This window comes from Rhizobium sp. 10N414, assembly GCF_056394785.1.
This window is the reverse complement of sequence record NZ_JBFTIN010000029.1, coordinates 13062-29260: the sequence shown is the minus strand read 5'-3', so window position 1 is coordinate 29260 and position 16199 is coordinate 13062. Positions and strand designations below refer to the sequence as shown.

Genomic DNA, 16199 nt, shown 5'->3' with positions numbered 1-16199 from the left:
GGTTAAATGGACCTCATTGCTACTCGCCCCATGGTCTATGGAACGCGTCGGCTCTCGGCAGGCGACAGGTTCACAACGTCAAACATGAACGGTCGCCTGTTGATCGCAATCAAGAAGGCGAAGGCCGCGCCTGATCGGGCCGAGGCGAAACATAAAGCGTCCGGTGCGCCGGCCGACGGGCTGGCTGCTCTCCGTAAGGAATATCAGGACGTTCTTGGGAAACGGGCGTTCAACGGATGGGACGCCGAAACTCTTCAGTCGAAAATTGCAGAGGCGAAGGACGCTAACTGATGCGCCTATTCGGGTTCAACATATCCCGCGTCAAGACAGCGCAGAAGGCTATCTCGCCTGTCCCGCAGGGCGGCCGCGGATGGTGGTCAATCCTCGAAAGCTATCCAGGCGCATGGCAACAGAACGTCGAGATCAAGTTCGACTCCGTTCTTTCCAATCACGCTGATTTCGCCTGCCGCACGCTAATCGCCTCGGACATTGCCAAGCTTCGTATCAAGCTTGTGTCAAAGGACAGCAACGGCATCTGGTCGGAGACATCGAACCCTGCTTATTCGCCTGTCCTGCGCAAGCCGAACGATTGGCAGACCCGCATCCAGTTCATGGAAAGCTGGGTGCTGTCGAAGCTGCAGCGCGGGAATGCATACATCCTGAAGCAGCGCGACGGTCGCGGCGTCGTGGTCAAGCTCTACGTCCTGAACCCGGATCTCGTCACGCCGCTCGTGTCCGATAGCGGGGCGGTTTTCTACCAGCTGAATACAGATGCTTTGAGCGGTGTGGACCAGTTCATTGTCGTTCCGGCACGTGAAATCATCCACGATCGCTTCAATTGTTTCTTTCATCCGCTGGTTGGCCTATCGCCGATCTTCGCAGGCGGGCTCGCTGCAATGCAGGGGCTCGCGATCCAGAATGACAGCGCTTTGTTCTTCCAGAACGGTGCGCAGCCCGGAGGGGTTCTCACCGCGCCTGGTGCGATCGAAGATGCGACGGCAAAGAGGGTCAAGGACTACTGGGATAGCAGCTTTTCGGGCAAGAACTCGGGCAAGGTGGCTGTTCTCGGGGATGGCCTCAAGTACGAGGCGATGAGGGCAAAGTCCACTGATAGCCAGCTGATCGAGCAGCTCAAGTGGACCGCCGAAGTCATCTGCTCGACGTACCATGTCCCGCCTTACAAGATCGGCGTTGGCCAGATGCCGACGAACAACAACGTCCAGAGCCTGAACGTCGAGTACTATAGCCAGTGCTTGCAGCGCCTCATGGAGGACATCGAGCTTTGCCTCGACGAAGGTCTCGGAACCGGGGAAACGTTGGGGACTGAGTTCGACCAGGACGGATTACTCCGCATGGACAGCCTGTCTCTGATGGAGACGCTCGACAAGGCGTCCGGCATCATGACCATCGACGAGAAACGGCGGAAGCTGGATCTCAAGCCGGTTATCGGTGGTGATAGCGTTTACCTGCAACAGCAGAACTACAGCCTCGCAGCACTCGCCAAGCGCGACGCGCAACCTGACCCGTTCGGTACTGCTTCAGCGCCTGAACCGCCGCCAGCGGCCACGCCAGAGCCGCCAGAGAAGAAACTCTCGGTCACCCACGCCAAGGGGCTGTTCTCAGCTCCTCGCAAGACACGAAAGGCCGCGTAATGGACTTGCAAGAAGCATTCGACGCGGGCTTCGAGGCGGTTAAGGCATACGTCGAGCAGTCCTTCGACGCCTTCGAGGCTCGGATCGACGCGATGGACAAGCGGCTGGCAGACATAGCTGGCAAGTCGGCTCCGGTCGATGTGGTCAGCGCGCTCATAGATCGATCGGGCAACCTCATCATCACCATGTCGGACGGCAGCGCGAAGGATCTCGGTCTTGTCGTCGGCAAGGATGGTGACCCCGGGAAGCCCGGCCGCGATGGTTTCAATCTCGAAGACTTTGACGCCTCGGTGATGGATGACGGCCGCACGGTCCTTCTGTCCTTCACCGGGAAGGAGATGGACTACAAGATCGAGCTTGGATTCCCGGTCATGCTCTACCGCGGCGTCTTCAAGGACGGTCAGCCCTACGAGCGCGGCGACACGGTAACGTGGGCCGGCTCCCTCTGGCACTGTGATGCGCAGAAGACGGCTGAAAAGCCGGGCGAAGGCTCGAATGACTGGACCCTCTGCGCAAAGAAGGGTCGCGACGGCAAGAACGGGGAGGCGAAGGAAGCCAAGCAGTTCCAACCGCTGGCGATAGGCGCTCCTGCGAAGGTGAAGTGACATGGCTCTTGTGACCGTCGATCAAGTTAATCTCGCGCTGCGCCTCGAACTGGTAGTTGACGATGAACGCATCCCGGATATCGAGCTGAAGATCAGCCAGGCCGAGGATGCAGTAATCGACTACCTGAAAAAGCCAGACCATGGATGGGATCAGACCACCGTTCCTGGGCGTGTTTCCGCTGCGATCTTGCTCGTCATCCAGAGCCTGCTCGATGTGGCCGAGACCGGCGGCCTTTTGCCCGGTCTCGGCTCAGGTGATCCGAAAAACCCGGTGGTGGCGCTCCTATATCGCCTCCGCGACCCTGCAATGGCCTAAAGGAGTTCGAGATGGCTCGTGTCCGCTTCACCGATAACTTCGACTACAAGCCTACGCCTCGCTCTACGATCGGCTACAAGGCCGGCATGGAGTTGACCGTAAAGCGCGAGTGCGCCGATCAGGCTGTCGCAGCCGGAAAGGCAGTCGAGATCCCCTCTGGCGGAAAGGCAGACGATGGCGCCGAGTAAGCCAACCTCAGGGGAGCTGCAGCACCGCGTTGCCTTCGATGAGCGGACCGTCGTCGATGACGGGCTCGGAAACACGGAAGGGGCTTTCGCTGAGCGCTTCAAAGCGTGGGCGGCGTTTCGGCCCCGCGGCGGCTCCGAGACTGTTGTTGCCGCGCGGCTGGAGGGTCGCAACTTGCTCGGCGTCTATCTTCGCTCAACCGCAGAGACCAAGCAGATCAAGTCCGACTGGCGAATGAGGGACGTTCGCACCGGTGACGTCTACGCGGTGCGCATCGTGGATGCCGTCTCCGATCGATACTGGGTCTATCTCGAAGCCCAGACGGGCACTGCCGCATAGGGGCAATCATGAGCGCTGGTAAGGAACTCTGGAGCGCGATCTTTCACGCGCTGACGGCGAATGCTGCCCTGGTGGCAATGGTCGAAGGTATCCACGACAAGGCCCCAGACCAGCCGTGGGGAGCGAAGAATGCCTACATCAGTCGCGGGCCGTTCTATGGCTCGTCGGAAGATGCTGACTGCATCCTCGGGCAGGAGATAACGGGGCAGATCGACATCTGGTCGCGCAAGGCGTCACGCTGGTCGATGGACGACATGATCGCCGAGGTTAGACGGTCGCTTCATCAGAAGGAGTTCCCGCTCGACGAGATGGCGCTGGCCACGATGGAGGTTCGTCTCTGGCGCGTGGTTGATGATCCGGACCCCACCACGCAGCATGGCACCGTCCAGATCTTGGCGATCATTGAAGAGGCCGAGACGTGACGGTCACTATAGAGGGCTTGAAGCGACTTCAGGCAAAGCTTGATCGACTGCCTTCAAAAGTGAAACAGCGAATCAAAGACGCGATGGAAGCCGGTGCCGACGAGATCGTCACATTGGCGAAATCGCTGGTGGCTGACGATACCGGCGCACTGCGCGACAGCATCGGTTGGACTTACGGCCGCGCCCCGAAGGGTGCAATGGCGATCGGTAAGATTGAGAGCACCGGCGGTGATCTCACCATCACGATCTACGCCGGCAACAGTGAGGCCTTCTACGCTCGTTGGATCGAGTTCGGCACGAGCGCGCACACCGCCGGTGGGAAGTTCGCCGGGGCGACGATACCCGCACAACCGCCGAGGCCGTTCTTCTACGTCAGTTTTCGAGCCAATCGGAAGCGCATCAAAAGCCGCGTCACCCGAGCAATCAATAAGGCGGCGAAGGAAGTCGCTGCTGGAAGCTAACCGCAACCGCCATTGAAGGAGATACTCCATGGCACAGCCCACTACTGCCCGCTTTGGCAAGTTCCGAGTTCTCCTCGGCAACGATGCTGAACCGATCGTCTACACCGCGCCCTGCGGGTTCACCTCCAAGAGCTTGACGCTCACGAAGGATCTCACCGACGTCAATCTTCCGGACTGTGACGATCCGGATAAGGTCGCGTGGGTCGGTCGCGACGCTAGCTCGCTCTCTGCCTCAATTTCTGGTGAAGGCGTTGCGGCTGTCGAATCTGCCGAAAAGTGGCTTGATGCCTCTGAGAGCGTCGAGAGCGTGCCGGTAAAGATCGAACTCGAGTTCCCGGCGAAGACGATCACCTGGACTGGCCTCATGCACATCTCGCAGATTGAGATCGGCGCAGAGCAAGGCGGCCGCGTCACGCTGAACGTCGAGATGCAGAGCGATGGTGAACTCGTTCGCACGGTGACCCCGTGAGCCGGGACGCAAAGATCCAGATTGCTTGGGCGGATGGCGACTATGTCTTCCGCCTGGGGTGGGGCGAACTTGCCGAGCTACAGGAAAAGACGGATGCAGGCCCCTACGTGGTCCTCAACCGTTTGCACCTTCACCAATGGCGCATCGAGGACATCTCCAATGTGATCCGCCTCGGCCTGATTGGCGGCGGGATGGAGCCGGTCAAAGCTCTCAAGCTCGTCCGGTCCTACGTCGAAGCTCGCCCGCCGCTCGAAAGCCATCCATACGCCGTGGCGATCCTATCGGCAGGCCTGATCGGAGCGGAGGATGAGAAGCTGGGGGAAGCCGAAGCGCCAAATCAAGCGGAAGTCGAATAGACGACCTGCCAAACGGCAAGCTTAGGTTTGGCGCGATCTACGGCGTTGGATCATTGATGGGGTTCACGCCGCAGCAAGTGAATGCAATGTCGATGTGGCAGTTCTACGCCGCCGCTGATGCTCACCAACGCGAAGACGGCAGGATGAGCGACACGCAGGCAGACGAACTTTTCGAGTGGCTCAAGTCGAAGGAGTAGATGACCTCTGCTGAGCCACTAGAGCGCTCAATGCCGCGGCCTGCCTCTCTGAGGCATCTCTGATCGCGATCAGGTTCGAGAGAATTGCCCCGAGCGCATAGGTCGCAGCGCCGCTGACCATAATTGGCAACGCATAGACAATTGCTGCCATTCCGGCTCCCCGTGTCGAGGCTGCGAGAACGACAACTGCACCCAAGGCGACCACGAATACCGCCATTCCGATTATTTTGAGAAATCCATCCATAGGTTGCACGTTAGCAGGAGGCGAGATTGCCCGCAACTGACCTTGAGCGTCTTGTTGTCCAGCTTTCGGCGGACATCAAAAAGTACGAGAGCGCTTTGAACCGGGCCCAAGGTGTGACCAACCAACGGCTGGGCGCAATCCAGAAGAAAACGGACTCCGTTACAAAGGGCATCGGTCTCTCGTTTGCTAGAGCAGGGGTGGCTATCGCCGCTGGCCTCGCCACCGGCAAGGCTGCTCAAGAGATACTGAGGCTATCCGAGGCAGCTACGCGCATCGACAACTCTCTCAAGGTCGCCGGTCTCTCTGGCGCTGAGTTGGAGAAGGTTTACCAGAACCTACAAAAGGCGGCGCTAGCGAACGGCGCTCCTATAGAAACGCTCGCCGGGCTGTATTCCAAAGTTGCTCAAGCTCAGAAGGAGCTTGGCGTTTCCAGCGTAGAGATTACCAACTTCAGCAACAACGTGGCTCTGGCTATGCGAGTAGCCGGCACCGACGCCGTCGCCGCTTCCGGCTCTATACTGCAGCTCGGGCAAGCTCTTGGCTCTGGTACGGTCCATGCTGAAGAGTTCAATTCGATCCTAGAAGGCGTCCCCACGATTGCCCAGGCTGTTGCTGCTGGTCTCAAGGAGGCGGGCGGCTCTGTATCTCAGCTCAAGCAGTTGATCGTAGACGGCAAAGTTTCTTCGGAGGCTTTCTTTCGCGCATTCGAGGCCGGCGCGCCCACACTTCAGCAGAAGGTCGCTGGTGCCACGACTACAGTCTCGCAAGCGACAACTAACCTCCAGACCGCTCTTATCGACGTCGCGCGCGAGTTCAATAATTCAACCGGCGCAAGCGAACGCTTTGCGGGTGGCATCAATACGGCGGCGCAGGCCATTGCAGACTTCAACGTGTCCGGCTTGATCGAAAAAATCCGGTCGGCCAAAGCAGAGTTTGAGAGCTTCTTGGGAGGCATCGGGAACTCTGATTTCTTCGCCGACCTCAACAAAGCATTGGGCGTCACCGACAGCGATGGCAACATCATAAATCTTGATGCCTCTGAAGCGAAGGACGAGACAGCAAGCCTCGAAAAGGAGATCAAGGTGCTTCAGGAGCGCATCGCGCTCAACACATCGTTAGGGTTCGACAACACTGAGGCTCTTGCCCGACTTGGTGAAGTGCAGGCGGCGCTTGCCAACGTGCGGGCGGCAGCCGCGAATATGCCGGCCACCATCCCCTCAATAAGCATCACGCCCGGTAGCGTTGCCAATATCAACGCCCCGGAGTTCGCCGGCAAGAACAAGGATGACCTGCTCAGCAATCAGCCTGCAAGGGTCAAGCCAGTCTCGCTCGCGAGCTTTCCAGTCACTGGCGGAAAAGGCGGCGGTAGTGGAGGCGGCCGCAAGCGCGGAGGCGGTGGTGGCGGTGGAGGCGAAAGCGACTACCAGCGTGAGATCGAGCAAATTAAGGAGCGGACTGCCGCGGTTCAGGCAGAGGCGGCGGCGCAGGCTTCCGTCAACCCGCTCATTGATGATTACGGCTACGCTTCAGAAAGAGCGAGCGCAGCAGCAAGCCTGCTGACCGCAGCGCAGAAGTCCGGGCTTGCCGTGGGCAAGGAACTAAAGGACGTCTCGCAGCTTCTGGCAGGAAACTTCGATGGACTATCCCCAGCAGCACGAGACCAGGCGCAAGCCATGCTCGATCTCGCCAACGGGTACGCCACTGCCAGCGCCGAGGCCGAGCAGCTCGCTCACAGTCAGGATCTGGTTCGACAAAGCGCCGATGATTTCAAGTCGCTCGCGAAGGATGCCGTCGGCGGGTTCATCTCGGATCTTCGCGAAGGCAAGTCCGCGGCCGAGGCGCTTGAAGGCGCTTTGGACAAAGTCACGGAGAAGCTGCTCGACATGGCGCTCAACGCTGCTTTCGACGGATTCGGCAGTATCTTCAACTTCGGTGGCGGCGCGTTCAAAGCCAACACGACGCTCGGGAGCTTCCTGACGAATGGATTCGACAAGGGCGGCTACACCGGCGCTGGTGGAAAATACCAACCGGCGGGCGTTGTTCACAAGGGCGAGTATGTCTTCGACGCAGAGGCCACCCGACGTATCGGTGTTGCCAATCTCCGGCGGCTACAGGGATACGCTAGTGGTGGTTTGGTCGGCGCGCCGACACTACCCAAGCTCGCCGGGAAAGGATCTGCGAAAGGGGAGGGCGTCGTTGTGAACATCACCAACAACTCGTCCGCCCAGATAAGTCAGCAATCAAAGCAGACTTCCAGAGGTACGCAAATTGACGTGGTCGTTGACGAGCTAGTCGCTGACAAGATGTCGACTCCCGGCTCACGCTCGCGCAACGCGGTGCAGTCTCAGTTTGGTCTTAGAGGAGGCCTTGCCAAGAGATGACCACCCCGACATGGCCCGAAGAACTCCCGCAGTGCTTCACGCTCACCTCGTATGAAGAGGAGGGCGCGGATAATTTGCTGCGCACTGAAAACTCGGTAGGGCCGGCAAAGGCCCGCCGCAGGACGACTGCGAACGTCTGGAAGCAAAGCGGGCAGATGGTCATGTCCGCCACGCAATACCAGGTGTTCATGGCTTTCGTGAAAACGGACCTTCTCGATGGCGCGAAGGCTTTCATCTTCCCTGACCAGCTCGGGCGCCCTGCAAATCTCGTACGGCTGACGACTCCTCACAAAGCGAGCCGCACGGGCCCTAAGTGGTATGTCTCGCTCGCGCTAGAAGTCTTGCCCTGAATGGAGGCAGCATGAGCCGCAACCTGTCGCCTGGCTTCATCGCCGGGCTCTACGATCAGGAATCAGAAGAGGTCGTCATATGCCTCCTGACCGTTACGCATGAGGATTTGGACGCGCCGATCTACCTATCCAGCGACCCGACCACGCGTCTGTCTAATGACCCGCTGATCTACGGCACGATGAGCCGCGGCAACGAGTATTTGTTTCTACCGTTCGAGTTCACACTGCCGGACGACAAGAGCGATAGTCCACCACGGATTGATCTCAGTATGGACAACACGGATCGCTCGCTGGTGGCGATCCTCCGCAGCATCTCCACACCGGCCAGCATCATGGTTGAGATAGTGCTTGCTTCCGATCTCGATGCCGTCGAAATCCAGCTGCCGGCGCTGCAACTCTCGGACGTCACGCTAGACGAAGGCCGGATATCCGCAACACTGGTCGCCGACGGACTGATCAACGAGCCACATCCGGCGCAGCTTTTTACGCCTGGCAGCTTCCCCGGCCTGTTCTGATGGAACAATTCATCGGGATTCCCTACGTGCCGCACGGGCGCGAATACACCGGCGCGGACTGCTGGGGCATCCTTTTTCTCTACTATCGCGACGTGCTTGGCACACCGGTACCGGCTTACTCGGTTGAGATGGATGCCCGAGAATTCAAACATAGCGGCATCGCCCCACTGATCGCCGCGGAGCGCGAAAAGCACTGGCAGCAGGTGGAGACGCCCGCAGTCGGTGATTGCGTCCTGATGCGGGCTGGAAGGCATGACAGCCATGTCGGCGTATTCCTGGGGCAGGGGCGCATGCTCCACAGCGAAGGGCCTCACCCTTCGGTCATTGACCGTATCGGCGACATGCGCTGGCGGAACCGGATTTCAGGATTTTATAGGTTCAACGAATGCTGGCAATCGTAGAAGAACGACGCGCGGAGCTGTTCGCGCCGGGAGAGGACGTGGATGTCTATCTGCGTCGGTCCCCGCTTCGCCAGCACCGCGAGCACGTGCGGGTTCCGGCGGGCCTGTCGATTGCCGAGATCATCGAAGAGTGCGGGATCGAGCCGAGCCGCCTCTACGTGACGATCAACGGCCATTCGATCGAGTTCAACAACTGGTCTCGGGTCCGCGTCAAGCCAGGGGCGAATGTCTCCATCGTTAAGGTTCCGGGGAAAGGCGCGCTTCGTAGCATCCTTGGTGTTGTTGTGGCGATTGCGGCGGTTTTCCTCGCTCCGGTTCTCGGTGCGGCAATCGGCGGGTTCTTCGCAACATCAGCGGGTATAGGCCTGATTGGCGCCGGTATAACGATGGCCGGGTCTCTTGCCATCAACGCACTGTTCCCGGTTGCAAAGCCACAGCAGCAGGCCGAAGACAAGACCAAGACACTCTATTCGATCGGCGGCGCGCAGAACGAAAACCAGCAGTATGGTGCTATCCCCGAGATCTTCGGCGTGCATCGGGTCTCGCCGCCCTATGCGGCTGGTTCCTATACGGAAATCGTCGGCGACGATCAGTATCTGCGGCAGTTGTTTGTTGTTGGCTACGGACCCATGTCGTTGTGGGATCTCAGGATCGCCGAAACTCCCGTCAGTGCGTTTGAGGGGCTGACGTACGAGATTATTCCAGATCATACTGTTCAGTCGCCAACGCTCTACACGATCCCCGCCTACGAAGAGAGCATTTCTGTCCTTCTGGATAATGCCAGTGGCTGGGTTCAGCGCACGACGGCTGACGACGTAGACGAGTTCTCGGTCGATATCAGTTGGCCGAATGGCGTCTATCGCTACAAGAAGTCGGACGGCAATCGAGTCAACTACCTTGTGCAAATCGAGATCCAGTACGCACTGGCTGGTTCTGGCGCATGGGTATCTCTTGGCGTTGTGGAAGCTTATGCCGCCTCTGCACAAGCCATTCGCCGCTCCTACGCGGCCTCGGTGGCTCGCGGGAAGTATGACGTTCGGATTCGAAAGGTCTCAGCGGACTACGTTGGCGACGATACAGTTGCGGAGGCAACCTACTGGACGGCTCTCCGTGGCCGGCGTGATCAGCCATCCATCAACTTCAGCAAACCACTGACGCTGATTGCTCTCCGCGTCAAGGCAACGAATGAACTCAACGGCACGGTCAATCAACTTAACTTCATGGCCGCGCCGCTGATCCGTTCGTGGAATGGGTCGACGTGGGTAGGTGGTCAGATAACCCGCAACCCCGCCGATCACTTCAGGCAGGTGTTGCAGGGTAACGCGAACGCTCGTCCTGTCGCCGACGCATCGATCGATCTCGAAAGCATTCAGGATTGGCACGACTACTGCGCGGCTGAGGGCTTCTTCTACGACAAGGTCTGCACCGATCAGGTTTCGGTCTACGACCGGCTGACCGAGATCGCCGCCGCAGGCCGCGCTTCCGTCTCGTTCCGAGATGGGAAGTGGGGTGTGGTTTGGGATGTTGCCGGCTCTGACATTGTGCAGCACTTCACGCCGCGCAACTCGTCTGGCTTCTCGTCGGTTCGCGCCTATGCCGACTTGCCGCATGGCTTCAGGGTCAACTTCATCAATCGTGACAATGGCTTCCTGAACGATGAGCGCGTTGTCTATGACGATGGATACTCGGAAGCGAACGCCACCAAATTCGAGGGCTTGGACTTCCCAGGCATCACCAGTTCAGATCTGGTTTGGCGGCACGGCCGGTATCATCTCGCCCAGCTTCGTCTCCAGCGCGAAACCTACAGCCTGACGACCGACTTTGAACACCTCGTATGCACCAGAGGCGACCGTGTGCGCGTCAACCATGACGTGGTACTTTGGGGTCTCGGCGCTGCCCGTGTTAAGGCGGTCTCTGCGGGTGGTGTGACGCTTGACGATACGCTGCCGATGGAAGCTGGCAAGAACTATTCCATGCGCTTCCGGCTTGCCGACGGTTCTTCATTGGTTCGCACTGTCGCAGGTATCGATGGCGAGTTCACGCAGTTCACGTTCTCCGACTCTGGCGCATTGCCAGCCGTTGGCGACCTTGTGCAGTTCGGCGAGAACGGCATGGAAAGCGTCGTTCTTCGCGTCAAGAGCATCACGCCGCAGGCTGACCTGTCGGCAAAGCTCGAGCTCGTCGACGACGCTCCTGCCATTATTCATGCTGACGAGGGAGCGATTCCGCCTTTCCAGACTGGCATTCCGCCTCTGGTGGATTACCGTTCGCATAAGCCAACCGCGCTTTCTTATGTGGAGAGCATCTGGACGACGGCTCCACCGACGTCGGTTCTGACGCTGTCGTGGTTCGCTCCTGATGTTGGAAAGGTCACCGATTACATTGTCCAGTATGCGGCGAAGGGGACTGGAAACTGGGCCCCGTCGATTACTGTAGGTTCGACAAAGGCAGATCTTCCCGGTCTTGATCCCGGCGCCTATGATGTCCGAGTTCGGGCAATTTTTGCCAACGGCCAATTGTCCGGATGGCTGAATGCCGCGGTGAATGCCGTCATCTTCTCAACGGTTCCTGCCGATGTGACCGGTTTCGGGATTGCCGTAGCCGGAGATCTGGCAACGCTGACTTGGGATGCGGTCGATGCATCGACGGGGATTTCCCACTACGAGATCCGCTATTCACCGGTGCCATCGGCCTTCGTGACGTGGCAAACGGCGTCGATACTGCGCTCGCCTGTCATCGGGCCGCAGGCACATGTGCCGCCTTTGATGGGAACGTATCTCATCAAGGCGATCAGCTATTCTGGCCTTCAGTCGCTCAACCCAGCAATCGTTGTAAGCACGATCGACGGCCTCACCGCATTCAATGCCGTTGAAGAAGCGGAAGAGGTGGCACCGTTCTCCGGCGTCAAGGATGGCACGTTCTTCGACGGCTCGGCGCTTAGGCTTGGAGTGGCGTCCGACTTCTTCGCGCCATCGGACTTCTTCGCGCCGGCAGATTTCTTCTTGTCGTCGGAGGGATATCTGCCGCTTGGCTACTACTATTTCACCAATGTGGTTGATCTCGTAGATGTCTACACCTCCCGCATAACGGCGCAGATTGATGCGCACGGCCAATGGTCCAGCGATGACTTCTTTGCGCTGAACGACTTCTTCGATCGAACCGACTTCTTTGGCGATATCGGCAGCAAATGGAATGTCGGAGTCGAGATATCAACGACCGATGATGATCCATCTGGAACACCGGTGTGGTCTGGCTGGACGCCGCTAGTAACAGGCGACGTGTCGGCAAGGGGCTATCGCTTTCGAGCCGCGCTCGAAAGCAGTCAAGCGGATATCACGCCGATCGTTGATGGCCTCACGGTCACGGTCGACATGCCGGATCGTGTGATCGCCGGCAACGATATCGTCGTGCCTCCTGGCGGGCTGGCAATCGCCTTTACGCCATCGTTCAAGCATTTGCAGGGCGTTTCCATCGCCGCGCAGGGGCTGGCAACCGGCGATTACTACCTGATCACCGGCAAGGACGAGATCGGGTTTCACATCGAGTTCAAGAACAGTGCAGGGACCTCTATCGCCCGCACGTTTGACTATGTCGCGAAAGGATACGGGACAGTTCAATGACCCAAGCACCAATCTTTGGCGTTCCGCGTTCCGGGCCGGTGGCGCCGGATGTAATGGCCGGCCGCATCGATGATAACTTTGACGCACAGATTTCGTCGCATAGTGGGGCCTCGCGCCCCACTTATGCGGTGGCCGGTACGATGTGGCTTAGCACCGCAACGGCTGGCCTGCACACGTACTATTTCTACGACGGCGTGAATGACCGGCTAGTGTTGACGATTGATACTGCGACAGGCGCGCAGACGCGGCCAAGCACCAAGATGTCAGGTCCGCTCGACATGAACTACAATGCCATTCAAAACCCGGCTGGCCTCCAGCTATCGGGACTGCTGAATGGCCTGACGACTTCCAACAACGTCAGCGATGCCACCAATGATATTGACATTGCGGCCGGCACGGCCGCAAGCGATGCGGCTACCCCCACATTGATCACGCTTGCCTCAGCCCTCACCAAGCGCCTCGATGCAGTCTGGGCAGTCGGCACCGGCAACGGTGGACTTGATACCGGCTCGATCGCCAACGGCACCTACCATATCTGGCTCATCCAGCGATCCGATACGGGAGTTGTGGACGCACTGTTCTCGGCATCAGCAACGTCGCCAACGATGCCGACGAGTTACGATCGCAAGCGCCGCATCGGGTCGATTATTCGGGCCAGCGCCGCCATATTGCCATTCACACAGATCGGCAATCGGTACCTGCTGGCAACCCCCGTAACTATCCGATCAAGCACAGGCGGCTCAGGCAATATCCTTCTGACCTGTACGGCTCCAGTCGGCATTCGCACCCGACCGATCCTGTCATCGACCATTGGCATGAGCGCGGCCTCCGCTGGTGGGAACCAAATAGGCGATGGAGATTTAGCATCGCCTAATATCGCATTCCAGAGCGCGAACGGGTCTCAGTTCGACACTACCATAGTTGAGTGCGTCTACACGAACACGTCGGCCCAAGTACGGTTCCTTGCGTCTGCAAGCTCTGGGACGTTTAGCTCGAATACCATGATTAGTCTCGGTTGGTGGGACGACAGGGGGATCAACGTATGACGGTTTTTGTATCGCGCGACAGTAATGGCAAGATAGATGGCGTCTATGCCTACGTCTGCGAAGGCGTGGCGGAAGAGGAATTGCCTGAAGACAGTTCGGACGTTGTGGCCTTTCTCAATCCGCCCCCGCCTATCCCTCCGATCAGCCGTCGGCAGTTCTTCCAACAGGCAGCGATTGCCAGCATTATTACGGAAAACGAGGCGCTGGCTGCCGTGACAACGGGGGCTTTGCCGACGGCAATCACAGCCTTCATCAGCACGTTGGCTGCCGAGCAGCAGTTCGGTGCCAAAATGCTGTTCGCGGTGAGTGAGTTTGTTCGGTCGTCTCCAATGGCCAACGCATTCGGCCAGACTCTCGGTATGACGCCGGAACAGATCGACGCCTTCTTCCTGGCTGCTTCGCAACTCTAAGGCTCTCTCCATGTTCTGGAAAATCTTCCGGCTCGCGCCGCTATCGGTCGCGATCTATCCCTTCCTCATGCCTATATCATGGCTGGTGACGCTGACAGCGTGGTCTCTGTCCCCGGTGATTGCTGGCATCTCCATGATGGCGGGCAAGAATGAGGTTCGCCTCTTCTCGCTGCTCTATACCCACGACGCCAGCCTTGACGGCGGGATAGAACAATCGATCGACGGCTACGATCCCAACGCCAAGGGCGCAAAGCTCTGGTGGCAGCGGGTCTGCTGGATCTGCCGCAACCCCGGCGGCCGGTTCAATGGGTTCATCCTCGGATATCCGTCGGACGGCTCCAAGCTGATCTTCAAGAGCGGCGAGCCTTACCCGCCGGTCTCCTACTGGACCGCGATCGAACTGAAATCAGGCCGCCGCATCTTCGGCTATCGCCACAAGGGCCGCTGGTTCGGATGGAAGCACGAGGCCATTGCGGGGCGGTACTTGCTCAAGGCCAAGCCTTTCTAAACAACGCCGAGGCCGCCGCACGGGCAGCGGCCTGGCTGTTGACAGAGGCGCACAGTGGTCGCGTTGGGGTTCCGCTCGGCCGTGTGCGGTGCCCTGCTCACAGACAAATCTGCAAGCTATACGAGGATATCGCACCACTGAAAAAGCGCGACCTCTTCGTTTGCATAGATGGGCTCAACACTTTGGGGAGTGAGTGAGAGGTCCGCAGGGGTGTTCGCGGACCTCAGAGCATTGTCACAGGAAACGGCCGCATCCGGGCCGCGGCCTATGAAAGCACAACCGGCCATCGATCGCACGTACTGCAATAGTGGTATCCAAGCCTACCGCTAGTGGAAAACTCTAATGTAATGGGCGTTTCCCCCGACCGAGAGTCGAGTGCGGGAAACCACAACATTCAAATCTGGAACTTCTCTATGGACCGCACGGTATTTTTCGCCGCGTTGCGCCGTCGCACGTCTGGCATCCTCGGCACGTCTCTCAGCCAGTCGCAGGTGGACGGTATCAACGGCATTCTGGATGCCTTCGCCACTCATGGAGATGGACGAGACAAGACGCTCGCCTATGCTCTCGCCACGGCCTACCACGAGACCGGCGCCCGCATGGTTCCAGTTAGAGAGGGGTTTGCGAAGGATGACGCCAGCGCCCGCCGGATCGTCGCCAAGCGAGAGTATGGCAAGCCAGCGGGCAAATACGGCCATGTCTATTACGGTCGCGGACAGGTACAGCTCACCTGGCTGAAGAACTATGACACGTCCTCAGCCGACGCCGCCTATGATCTCGTGGCCTATCCCGACAAGATGCTTGATCCGATCATCTCGGCCGTGGTGATGATCAAGGGACTTCTTGACGGCCGATGGAACGGAGCCGGGAAGGGGATTGCCTCCTACTTGCCCACAAACGGTCCTGATGACCTCAAGAACGCGCGCCGCACGGTCAACGTGACCGACAAGTGGGAACTGATCGGCGGCTATTACGCGGCCTTCCTTTCGGCCATCAAAGAGGCTGGCGGCGTTCCAGTTGTCACACCCGCTCCAGAGCCGGCACCAATCCCCAAGCCCATCGCCACCATCGAGCCGCAGCAGGTTTCTGATGGCAACTGGCTAGCCGCTATCATCAAGGCAATTGCTGCCGTTTTCACGAGGAAAGAAGCATGACCGCTGTTATCGCAAGAATTGCATGCCGGTATATCGCTGGCGCACTCATCGCCAAGGGATTCCTCGACGCCGGGACTGGCAACACCCTCGCGACCGATCCGGATGTGCTTATGCTCGCTGGCTTGGGCATTGGGGCGTTGACTGAGTTGGCCTATGTCATCGCCCACCGGATGGGCTGGAAGAGATGATCGGGTCTCTCATCCTCGGCTTCTTTAAAGGGCCGCTGGACCGGATCCTCGATACGATCGACAAGAACACCGATGCCACGACCGAGCGCGAGCGGATCAAGACGGAGGCCGTGCAGAGCTACGTCAACGCACAGGCCCAGGTGCTCACCGGTCGAGGCTGGTGGTTCCCGGTCCTATTCCTCGCTCCGGCTGGCTTCTGGTTCGGCGCTGTGTGCGTCTACAGCGTGCTTTGGTGCCGTGACTGCGCATACCCCCAGGAATGGACTATCGCCGCTTTACCGCCTCCACTGAGCGATTGGATGGGGGCTATCGTCGGTTCTCTCTTCATCGGCAAGGCCGGTGAGCAGATCCTCGCCAAGTGGCGAAGCAAATAGCAGCA

The 16199-nt window shown here is 59.0% G+C and carries 22 protein-coding genes; all 22 read left to right on the top strand.

Annotation, left to right across the window (positions count from 1 at the left end):
* Positions 1–6: 6 nt before the first annotated feature.
* Positions 7–291 (top strand): hypothetical protein, encoded by a 285-nt coding sequence (locus AC1DE4_RS22535; protein WP_477883182.1) that lies wholly within the window; start codon positions 7–9, stop codon positions 289–291.
* Positions 291–1652, top strand: a complete 1362-nt coding sequence (locus AC1DE4_RS22530; RefSeq protein WP_477883181.1) for a phage portal protein — start codon at positions 291–293, stop codon at positions 1650–1652. The genes AC1DE4_RS22535 and AC1DE4_RS22530 overlap by 1 nt, the downstream gene beginning before the upstream one ends.
* The gene (locus AC1DE4_RS22525) at positions 1652–2257 is read left to right on the top strand and encodes a hypothetical protein (protein WP_477883179.1); all 606 of its coding nucleotides are present in this window, start codon (positions 1652–1654) and stop codon (positions 2255–2257) included. Before AC1DE4_RS22530 ends, AC1DE4_RS22525 begins: the two co-directional genes overlap by 1 nt.
* A 1-nt stretch (position 2258) precedes the next feature.
* Positions 2259–2573 (top strand): head-tail connector protein, encoded by a 315-nt coding sequence (locus AC1DE4_RS22520; RefSeq protein WP_477883177.1) that lies wholly within the window; start codon positions 2259–2261, stop codon positions 2571–2573.
* Between the two features lie 11 nt (positions 2574–2584).
* A complete protein-coding gene (locus AC1DE4_RS22515; protein WP_477883175.1) occupies positions 2585–2761 on the top strand; it encodes a hypothetical protein in 177 nt (58 codons plus the stop codon).
* Entirely contained in the window at positions 2748–3098 is a 351-nt protein-coding gene (locus AC1DE4_RS22510) for a head-tail adaptor protein (protein WP_477883173.1), read from the top strand. Before AC1DE4_RS22515 ends, AC1DE4_RS22510 begins: the two co-directional genes overlap by 14 nt.
* 8 nt (positions 3099–3106) lie before the next feature.
* A complete protein-coding gene (locus AC1DE4_RS22505) occupies positions 3107–3520 on the top strand; it encodes a DUF3168 domain-containing protein (protein ID WP_477883171.1) in 414 nt (137 codons plus the stop codon).
* On the top strand, positions 3517–3981 hold the full coding sequence (locus AC1DE4_RS22500; RefSeq protein ID WP_477883169.1) for an HK97-gp10 family putative phage morphogenesis protein: 465 nt from the start codon (positions 3517–3519) through the stop codon (positions 3979–3981). The genes AC1DE4_RS22505 and AC1DE4_RS22500 overlap by 4 nt, the downstream gene beginning before the upstream one ends.
* 28 nt (positions 3982–4009) lie before the next feature.
* Entirely contained in the window at positions 4010–4450 is a 441-nt protein-coding gene (locus tag AC1DE4_RS22495; RefSeq protein WP_477883167.1) for a phage tail tube protein, read from the top strand.
* On the top strand, positions 4447–4806 hold the full coding sequence (locus AC1DE4_RS22490; RefSeq protein WP_477883165.1) for a gene transfer agent family protein: 360 nt from the start codon (positions 4447–4449) through the stop codon (positions 4804–4806). Before AC1DE4_RS22495 ends, AC1DE4_RS22490 begins: the two co-directional genes overlap by 4 nt.
* Before the next feature lie 56 nt (positions 4807–4862).
* Positions 4863–5003 carry a hypothetical protein gene (locus AC1DE4_RS22485; protein ID WP_477883163.1) on the top strand — a complete coding sequence of 47 codons (141 nt, stop codon included), beginning with the start codon at positions 4863–4865 and terminating at the stop codon, positions 5001–5003.
* Between the two features lie 270 nt (positions 5004–5273).
* On the top strand, positions 5274–7628 hold the full coding sequence (locus AC1DE4_RS22480; RefSeq protein WP_477883161.1) for a tape measure protein: 2355 nt from the start codon (positions 5274–5276) through the stop codon (positions 7626–7628).
* Positions 7625–7978: a hypothetical protein gene (locus AC1DE4_RS22475; RefSeq protein WP_477883159.1), complete on the top strand. Its 354-nt coding sequence runs from the start codon at positions 7625–7627 to the stop codon at positions 7976–7978. The genes AC1DE4_RS22480 and AC1DE4_RS22475 overlap by 4 nt, the downstream gene beginning before the upstream one ends.
* 11 nt (positions 7979–7989) lie before the next feature.
* Entirely contained in the window at positions 7990–8493 is a 504-nt protein-coding gene (locus AC1DE4_RS22470; RefSeq protein WP_477883157.1) for a DUF1833 family protein, read from the top strand.
* Entirely contained in the window at positions 8493–8894 is a 402-nt protein-coding gene (locus tag AC1DE4_RS22465; RefSeq protein ID WP_477883155.1) for a C40 family peptidase, read from the top strand. The genes AC1DE4_RS22470 and AC1DE4_RS22465 overlap by 1 nt, the downstream gene beginning before the upstream one ends.
* The gene (locus AC1DE4_RS22460; RefSeq protein WP_477883153.1) at positions 8879–12514 is read left to right on the top strand and encodes a host specificity factor TipJ family phage tail protein; all 3636 of its coding nucleotides are present in this window, start codon (positions 8879–8881) and stop codon (positions 12512–12514) included. The genes AC1DE4_RS22465 and AC1DE4_RS22460 overlap by 16 nt, the downstream gene beginning before the upstream one ends.
* Positions 12511–13560 carry a hypothetical protein gene (locus AC1DE4_RS22455; RefSeq protein ID WP_477883151.1) on the top strand — a complete coding sequence of 350 codons (1050 nt, stop codon included), beginning with the start codon at positions 12511–12513 and terminating at the stop codon, positions 13558–13560. The genes AC1DE4_RS22460 and AC1DE4_RS22455 overlap by 4 nt, the downstream gene beginning before the upstream one ends.
* Positions 13557–13970: a hypothetical protein gene (locus AC1DE4_RS22450; RefSeq protein WP_477883149.1), complete on the top strand. Its 414-nt coding sequence runs from the start codon at positions 13557–13559 to the stop codon at positions 13968–13970. Before AC1DE4_RS22455 ends, AC1DE4_RS22450 begins: the two co-directional genes overlap by 4 nt.
* Positions 13971–13980: 10 nt before the next feature.
* Positions 13981–14478, top strand: coding sequence for a DUF7338 family protein (locus AC1DE4_RS22445; protein WP_477883148.1), 498 nt, complete (start codon positions 13981–13983; stop codon positions 14476–14478).
* Between the two features lie 413 nt (positions 14479–14891).
* Positions 14892–15632 carry a glycoside hydrolase family 19 protein gene (locus AC1DE4_RS22440; RefSeq protein ID WP_477883146.1) on the top strand — a complete coding sequence of 247 codons (741 nt, stop codon included), beginning with the start codon at positions 14892–14894 and terminating at the stop codon, positions 15630–15632.
* A complete protein-coding gene (locus AC1DE4_RS22435) occupies positions 15629–15820 on the top strand; it encodes a hypothetical protein (RefSeq protein ID WP_477883144.1) in 192 nt (63 codons plus the stop codon). Before AC1DE4_RS22440 ends, AC1DE4_RS22435 begins: the two co-directional genes overlap by 4 nt.
* Complete coding sequence (locus AC1DE4_RS22430) at positions 15817–16194, top strand: hypothetical protein (protein ID WP_477883142.1); 378 nt, start codon at positions 15817–15819, stop codon at positions 16192–16194. The genes AC1DE4_RS22435 and AC1DE4_RS22430 overlap by 4 nt, the downstream gene beginning before the upstream one ends.
* Positions 16195–16199 lie beyond the last annotated feature (5 nt).